Raw genomic sequence first — 6,060 nt, 5'->3', positions numbered from 1 at the left:
CCCAATCCACGCACACTGGTCCGCCAGCCACCACCCCCGCTGGCCGACCCTCCCCACGACGACCACACCACCCAAGGCAGGACCATTGTCGGCGGGCAGGAAGCATCCCCGCAGTCTCCACCCTCCTTCTGGAAGCAGTACGGACCCCTGATAACCAAAGCGACACTCTGGACCATGCCGGTCTGGCTACCCGCCCTCCCGATCCTGCTCTTACTGGCCGTCAAAGCCCGGCTACGCAAACGGGCACGGTCGACGGGCGACCCGAAGACACGTATCCGCGCCGGCTGGCGACAGATCGGCAACCTGGGCAGGCAGACCGGTCTGTCCCTGGACGGCACCCGTAGCGAGCAAGCGGCTCTGATTGCCCAGACGCTTCTGACCGACCCCCCAGGGTCCTCGTCGGCCGGACTGCGCGGGGATCTGGATCGACTGCGCAGCATGGCCGATCAGGCCTCTTTCGACCGGCACCCCTCCGATGAACAGGAAGCCGAAGACTGCTGGCAGCTGGTGGACAAGCTCCGATCCGCCATCCTGGCATCCCTGCCACGAACCCGACGCTGGCGCACCCTGCTTTCCCCCAGACACCTGCACTGACCCGCTCCTCATGACTGGACCCGCCATGACATCTCCTTCCTGCCCAGACAGTGATATCGCATGGAAGAGAGCGTGTTCTACGATCGAGCTTCAAGAATCAAGACCCTACCAACCCACTGATGCAGAGCTTACACGCAAAGTTATGGCCAACCAGCTGCGCCCATGGACAACAGGTGTAGACACGGTCACCGGACAGTCGTTGTTTGCCACTGTCCTCCGATAACCTGGACCGCAGAGGAAAACAAAACAAGGGCCTTTACGATCGCTGGGATCGTAAAGGCCCTCATCTTTTATCGCATGTCCTGCAACCGAATCCACGACAACCAGTTGCTCAGTTATTCAGACGCTCACTGATTGGAATGCTGATCCTCCGAGGAGGAGAAAGTGGCATCGCCGGACTGCTGCGATGGCTGCTGGGCTGAGTCGTGGCCATCGGGTTCCAGAACCCGAGGACGCAGCGCTGGTGCCATCACCCCGGCAGGGTCCGGGACCTGCCCGTTGGGAGGATCGATGCCGGCATGGCATGGTAGGCATCCGCATTGAACTCCTTGCTTGTTTGCGCGAACGCCTCAACCGACCGAGACCACTCCGGATGTCCAAAAGCGCCTTATCGACCTTGCTGAGTCTGAAAAGCGGGGATCTGTATCATTCGCGAAACCGCGTCATCACCGGCAAAGTACGGATAATCCTGTTGCCAGAGCACCTTTGTAGAACCGCGCGCTCCCCTGCGCGCACCAGCACTGCATCCCCTATGGCCTGCAAGACCCTGGCATACCGGTCAGCGGCCATGCCAGGCATTTCGCACCAGTTGGGGGTTTACCGCCAGCGTGCATGCTCCGGAAGCACGGTCACGCCTGACCCTGCACTTCGTCCTAGGCAATCCTTATCTTCGACAGCTGCTCTTGGGCAAAACGAAGGAAACCGTCCGAACCCGCCATGGCATACTTCAGCAGGCGATCGAACTGGTCATCATCCATCCCGCCCTGGCAATTGACCACGAACAACGTGTGGAAGACCAGGCCTTTTTCGGAACTCTGCAAATAGGCAGCCGGCCCCTCATAGTACCGGTTCCAGGCATTGCAGCAATCCTCAAGCAAATCATGCCGGCCATTCGGATGACTGCCCTGCTCAGTCCCATGAACCACGAGATACTCATCATGCTCGCCACGTACACTGAAATCGAGCACAATATTCCCCCATAAACCGATCCAGGCCTGCTCATGATACTCGACACGGTATCCTTGGGCATCCAGCCACTGCTGTATTCTCTTCCCGTCAACCACGGTTTTCATCGGCTGTTCCATTTGTTCATGCCCCTCTTCCGTACGGTGCATTCGGTATGCGTATGGGATCCGGGCACTGATCATTCACCCAAGCATAAAGATTCTGTATCAGATAGATGGAATCATCGAGACGCTGTCCCAGTACCTCATCCCGCTCGTCGCACATAATCTGCCCGACTCCCGCTATCCTGACGGCCTGGTTCTGCTCTAAGGAAGGTTCGGTGGCATAGGCCTTGAGATATCCAACTGATCGGTTCCATTCAGTACAGACATTCACCGCATCCCGATACCTGGCGGAGCTGAATCCCCGGCTCCACAGACTCGTGAAACCAATGGAATCCAGACTTTTGCTCATTACAAAAGTAATGCCGCAGTCGACCAACGGCACCAGTACAGGACCGCCGCTGGCATTGACGTACGAGGGTATCCCCCGCTGAGCGAGCAGTCGTATTATGCGGGCAATGGGAGTTGGAAGGCCTTGCAATAATTGCTCATCCACACTCATCCCAGCGGTTCCCTGGCCTTCCACATCCGCAGCAGTATCAGTCATCCCAGTCTCCTTATATAAATCCACCCGTGCAGGCTAGTCAGTCAAGGTCGGGTCGTACCCGACTGGTTCACTCCCGCCCCTATTGTCCCGTTGTCAATTGCCCCGTTGTCAAAGGACAGATGGCGATGACGGGAAGGCGTGCACATGATGACCAGCTGAATCACTATCGCCACGAGCAGCGGGATGACAGCCAAGAGCAAAGGACCGCCACCTATGGTCAACATTCGAGATTTCACCAGACCAATCGTGGCTATAACCATAAGACCGTACGGAATCAAAGTCAGCCATCCCGGCAGCAATAAATCATGCAGACGCCGCACCTCCAGAGCATACTCTGGCACCACCATGATCAGGTCAAAGACCAGGGGGATGAGAGCCCAGGTTCCCCCGCCGCATACCTTACTCAGGCCCTGCTCTACAATTGATAGAACGATGAAGAACACCCATATCTCCTTGCGGCACGATCTCCCCCGCCCCCGGGCAAACAGGTAGAACGGCCGCTGCAGACATTCTCGAAATGTAGCGTCATACATGGGTTCGAAACCCTTCATCTCTGCCACACGAGGCGGTCTATTTTCAAACAAGGCAACAGCCATGGTCCCCTTCCTTCCATGCAACTCGAGCGGCCAGCCAGAACAGATTCCGCCACAACCAACTTCATTGTCGACAACCAGCGTAGATTGCATTGCGGCTGTAGATATCGTTCACGTAAGGCCTGAAGCCCAGTAAAGACCTGGACGATTTTTAATACTACAGGACTCCACTTGCCGCCATGCAGTAGCAAACGAAACAGCCGACATCCAACCCGACTGAGGCCAAGCAGACCAGATGCGCGACAGGTACGTCTTACCAGTAACGCCCTCATTGATCCTGTGCGGCGGTGCTGCCGCGTGCCAGGGCGGCCACCAGGGTCATCAGGTCGAAGATCAGCGCCCAAGCCGCCAGCCACTCAAAGGAGGCGTCACGGTCGTCACCCGCACAATAGTCGATCGCCCACAGGTCCTGCAGAAACCACAAGGCTCCGGTTGCGCCCACGGCCACGCACCAGGGCAGGCACGACAGGGGGGAACCCCCGGACAGCAGGCACAGCATCCACGACGGCAGCACGCACGACGCAGCCGAAGCAGCCCAGGCCGCCACACGGCCACGCACCCGATCCGACACGAACCGCAGCCAGGTCACCCCGGCCACCACCAGCACAGCCACCGACACGAACACCCAGCGCATCACCCCCGGACGCTCGCCGGTCATCGCGCCGAACATCACCCCCCAGCAGGGCATCGTCGGCATCGTCAAAGCCAGGCACCAGAACCCCGGACGCCCCCCACGGCTCTCGAACCGGCTTAAAAACCACCACATCGCAAAAACCGAGAACAGACCCGCCAAGCAGAACTGTATAAAACGGTCGCGCATCCACTGCTCATCCCCATACAGGAAGGCCCAGCCCGGTACAAACCCCGCCAGGAAGGCCGCCCCGTACACCGCCAGCTTGCGCACCACGCCGGCACGAGAAAAGGCACGCTCCCCCACAGCCGCATGACGCGCGCATCCCGCAACCCGCGACATGACCGAAGACGCACTCTGCAGCCAGGACCTCCCGACAGGAAGCCGCAAGGAACCGGAAACACCATCAGCCATCACACACCACTCTCCTGCTCAAAGCCTCGAATCCGCCACTTGGCCCACCAGAACGTCGATTCCGGTCTTGTATCAGTGCCGTTTATGCAGGTCTCTTTCCATCCCGCATCGTCGAGGTTCACCCTTTCCTGTTACAGCAGAGGGGTCACTGTCCGTTCGGGTTCCCTGGATACTGTGCCGTACCAGTCCGACTCACACTGAGGCTTCCGTTATCGACAACTGGATGACGATGACGCGAGGGAACGCACATGATGGCCAGCCGGACTACTACAGCCAAAAGGAGGATGATGACCCCCAGGGGCGAAGGGGCGGACGGATCCAGTCCTTCCAAGGTATCCGACACCATCGGACCGACAATAAGACCCACGCCCACCACCTCCAGCACATAAGGGACGAGCGCCAACCACCCCGACAGGGCCAGATCATGCAGACGCCGCACCGTCAGGGCATACATAGGCACCAGCACCGCCAGGGAGAACAGCCCCGGTATGACGGCCAAGAGACCCGAAGAGAACAAGCGGGTCAGAAAGGTGTCCAAGACCCAGACGAACGCGGCAAAAACCCATATCTCCTTGCGGCAGGAACGTCCCTTCCCTCTCGCATACAGGTAAAAGGGCCGTTGCATGCACTCCTGCATGGTCGCATCGTACATGGGCTCGTACCCCTTCATCACATCCACACGAGGCGGCCTCTTCGATAACAAGGCACTGGCCATAATCCTCACCTTCACTTTCTTCATAAACCCGTCCCGACGGATTGTCGGGACGGAACATCCAATATCGACATCAACGCAAGCACACCCATGGCGCAACCCACCGTCCGGCGTCACCGGCCGGCATCGTCGTCATCATTGGAGGTTCCCAGGAGGGAAGCGATCAGCAGGATCAGATCGAACACCAGTGCCCAGGCCGCCAGCCACTCGAAAGCCGCATCACGATGCGTGCTCGCGCATTTCTCGATCGCCCACATGTCCAGCACGAACCACAAGGCGCCGACGATGCCCACCACGCAGCACCAGAACAAGGACGCGCCAGCCGACCCCGTCACCTTGGCCAGCATCCAGGACGGCACCACACACAACACCACCATCGCCGCCCACCACACGAACCCGTTGCGCACCAGCCGCATCACCACCGGAAATACCAACACCCCAACAGCCACCAACACAGCCACCGACACCAGAATCCACCGGATCACGCCACCGGAATAGCGGGCGCCAGAACCCAATATGATGCCGAACCCTGGAGCGCACGGAAGCGACAACATCACAAACCAGGGCCCCGGGCGCCCCTTCCCATCCTCATACCGCCCCAACAGGATCAGAACAGCAAATGCGGAAAGCACAGCAAGCAAAACAGCTTGACCTATCCGCATGCGGATCCAATCCTGGTCCTGGTCAAACAGGAGGAACCAGCCGCAGGCGAACCCGGCTAAATAGGTCATTCCGTACAGCACCGTCTTCCACAGGACCCCGCCCAGAGAGAACTCACGGGCACCAGGCCGCGCATGCGGGATGCTCCCCACCACACGCGACATGATCGACGACAGGACAAACGCATCAACCCGATCATCAACGCCATCCGACACCCCGCCGGCACCAACGCGCCCACCGGTCGACACAGACATCACCACCACTCACCCTTCGCCCTACACCTGCGCAAGCACGGAACCCAAAGAACCGGCTAACGGCGAGAAAGGCTTCAAATAACCAAGGCTCTCAGACACCGACGTCTTCCACCCGATACCGCCTTTATCTTGATTATAGACCTGACGCTTCAAGGCCTCGACCCCGTCTTTGACAACAGAGGAGGCGGACGGGTCCAGCCTGCCGTCCGGCGTCAGCGGGCGGGAGCACTCGAATCGACTTGACGGGACGTGATGCCCAGGCCTGGGTGGAGGTCAATCTGAAAGGACTCGGATGGATCCCCTTCTACCCCACACCACCAGAGACCAAGACCCCGGACAAATCCCTGGACCCCACACCCCCCAATCCAC

Annotated in this window: 7 protein-coding genes and 1 pseudogene; 1 reads left to right on the top strand and 7 read right to left on the bottom strand. The window is 59.3% G+C overall.

Annotated features, from left to right (window positions below):
• Positions 1–594: pseudogene (locus H3V09_RS08850) on the top strand (transglutaminase domain-containing protein); the annotation flags it as partial.
• A 347-nt stretch (positions 595–941) separates the two neighbouring features.
• Here H3V09_RS08850 and H3V09_RS09095 read toward each other — a convergent pair.
• From H3V09_RS09095 to H3V09_RS08820, 7 genes are all read right to left on the bottom strand, one after another.
• A complete protein-coding gene (locus tag H3V09_RS09095) occupies positions 942–1,064 on the bottom strand; it encodes a hypothetical protein (RefSeq protein WP_269748599.1) in 123 nt (40 codons plus the stop codon).
• 402 nt (positions 1,065–1,466) lie between these two features.
• Entirely contained in the window at positions 1,467–1,886 is a 420-nt protein-coding gene (locus H3V09_RS08845; protein WP_198199055.1) for a YbjN domain-containing protein, read from the bottom strand.
• A 16-nt stretch (positions 1,887–1,902) separates the two neighbouring features.
• Entirely contained in the window at positions 1,903–2,427 is a 525-nt protein-coding gene (locus tag H3V09_RS08840) for a hypothetical protein (protein WP_144176685.1), read from the bottom strand.
• 41 nt (positions 2,428–2,468) lie between these two features.
• Entirely contained in the window at positions 2,469–3,023 is a 555-nt protein-coding gene (locus tag H3V09_RS08835) for a DUF805 domain-containing protein (protein WP_198191702.1), read from the bottom strand.
• Between the two features lie 265 nt (positions 3,024–3,288).
• Positions 3,289–4,065: a hypothetical protein gene (locus tag H3V09_RS08830; protein WP_198191701.1), complete on the bottom strand. Its 777-nt coding sequence runs from the start codon at positions 4,063–4,065 to the stop codon at positions 3,289–3,291.
• A 145-nt stretch (positions 4,066–4,210) separates the two neighbouring features.
• Positions 4,211–4,780 carry a DUF805 domain-containing protein gene (locus H3V09_RS08825; protein WP_176694624.1) on the bottom strand — a complete coding sequence of 190 codons (570 nt, stop codon included), beginning with the start codon at positions 4,778–4,780 and terminating at the stop codon, positions 4,211–4,213.
• A 110-nt stretch (positions 4,781–4,890) separates the two neighbouring features.
• A complete protein-coding gene (locus H3V09_RS08820; protein ID WP_198191700.1) occupies positions 4,891–5,691 on the bottom strand; it encodes a hypothetical protein in 801 nt (266 codons plus the stop codon).
• Between the last annotated feature and the right edge of the window lie 369 nt (positions 5,692–6,060).

The sequence above is a fragment of the Bifidobacterium sp. M0399 genome, assembly GCF_016100595.1.
Taxonomy (GTDB): Bacteria; Actinomycetota; Actinomycetes; order Actinomycetales; family Bifidobacteriaceae; genus Bombiscardovia; species Bombiscardovia polysaccharolytica.
Note: the sequence above shows the minus strand (reverse complement) of the source record. Positions and strands in the feature narration are given on the sequence as shown.

Coding starts and splice junctions, on each gene's coding strand:
- H3V09_RS08820 (WP_198191700.1), bottom strand. CDS start 5,691: ATGTCTGTGTCGACCGGTGGGCGCGTTGGTGCCGGCGGGGTGTCGGAT.
- H3V09_RS08835 (WP_198191702.1), bottom strand. CDS start 3,023: ATGGCTGTTGCCTTGTTTGAAAATAGACCGCCTCGTGTGGCAGAGATG.
- H3V09_RS09095 (WP_269748599.1), bottom strand. CDS start 1,064: ATGGCACCAGCGCTGCGTCCTCGGGTTCTGGAACCCGATGGCCACGAC.
- H3V09_RS08825 (WP_176694624.1), bottom strand. CDS start 4,780: ATGGCCAGTGCCTTGTTATCGAAGAGGCCGCCTCGTGTGGATGTGATG.
- H3V09_RS08845 (WP_198199055.1), bottom strand. CDS start 1,886: ATGAAAACCGTGGTTGACGGGAAGAGAATACAGCAGTGGCTGGATGCC.
- H3V09_RS08840 (WP_144176685.1), bottom strand. CDS start 2,427: ATGACTGATACTGCTGCGGATGTGGAAGGCCAGGGAACCGCTGGGATG.
- H3V09_RS08830 (WP_198191701.1), bottom strand. CDS start 4,065: ATGGCTGATGGTGTTTCCGGTTCCTTGCGGCTTCCTGTCGGGAGGTCC.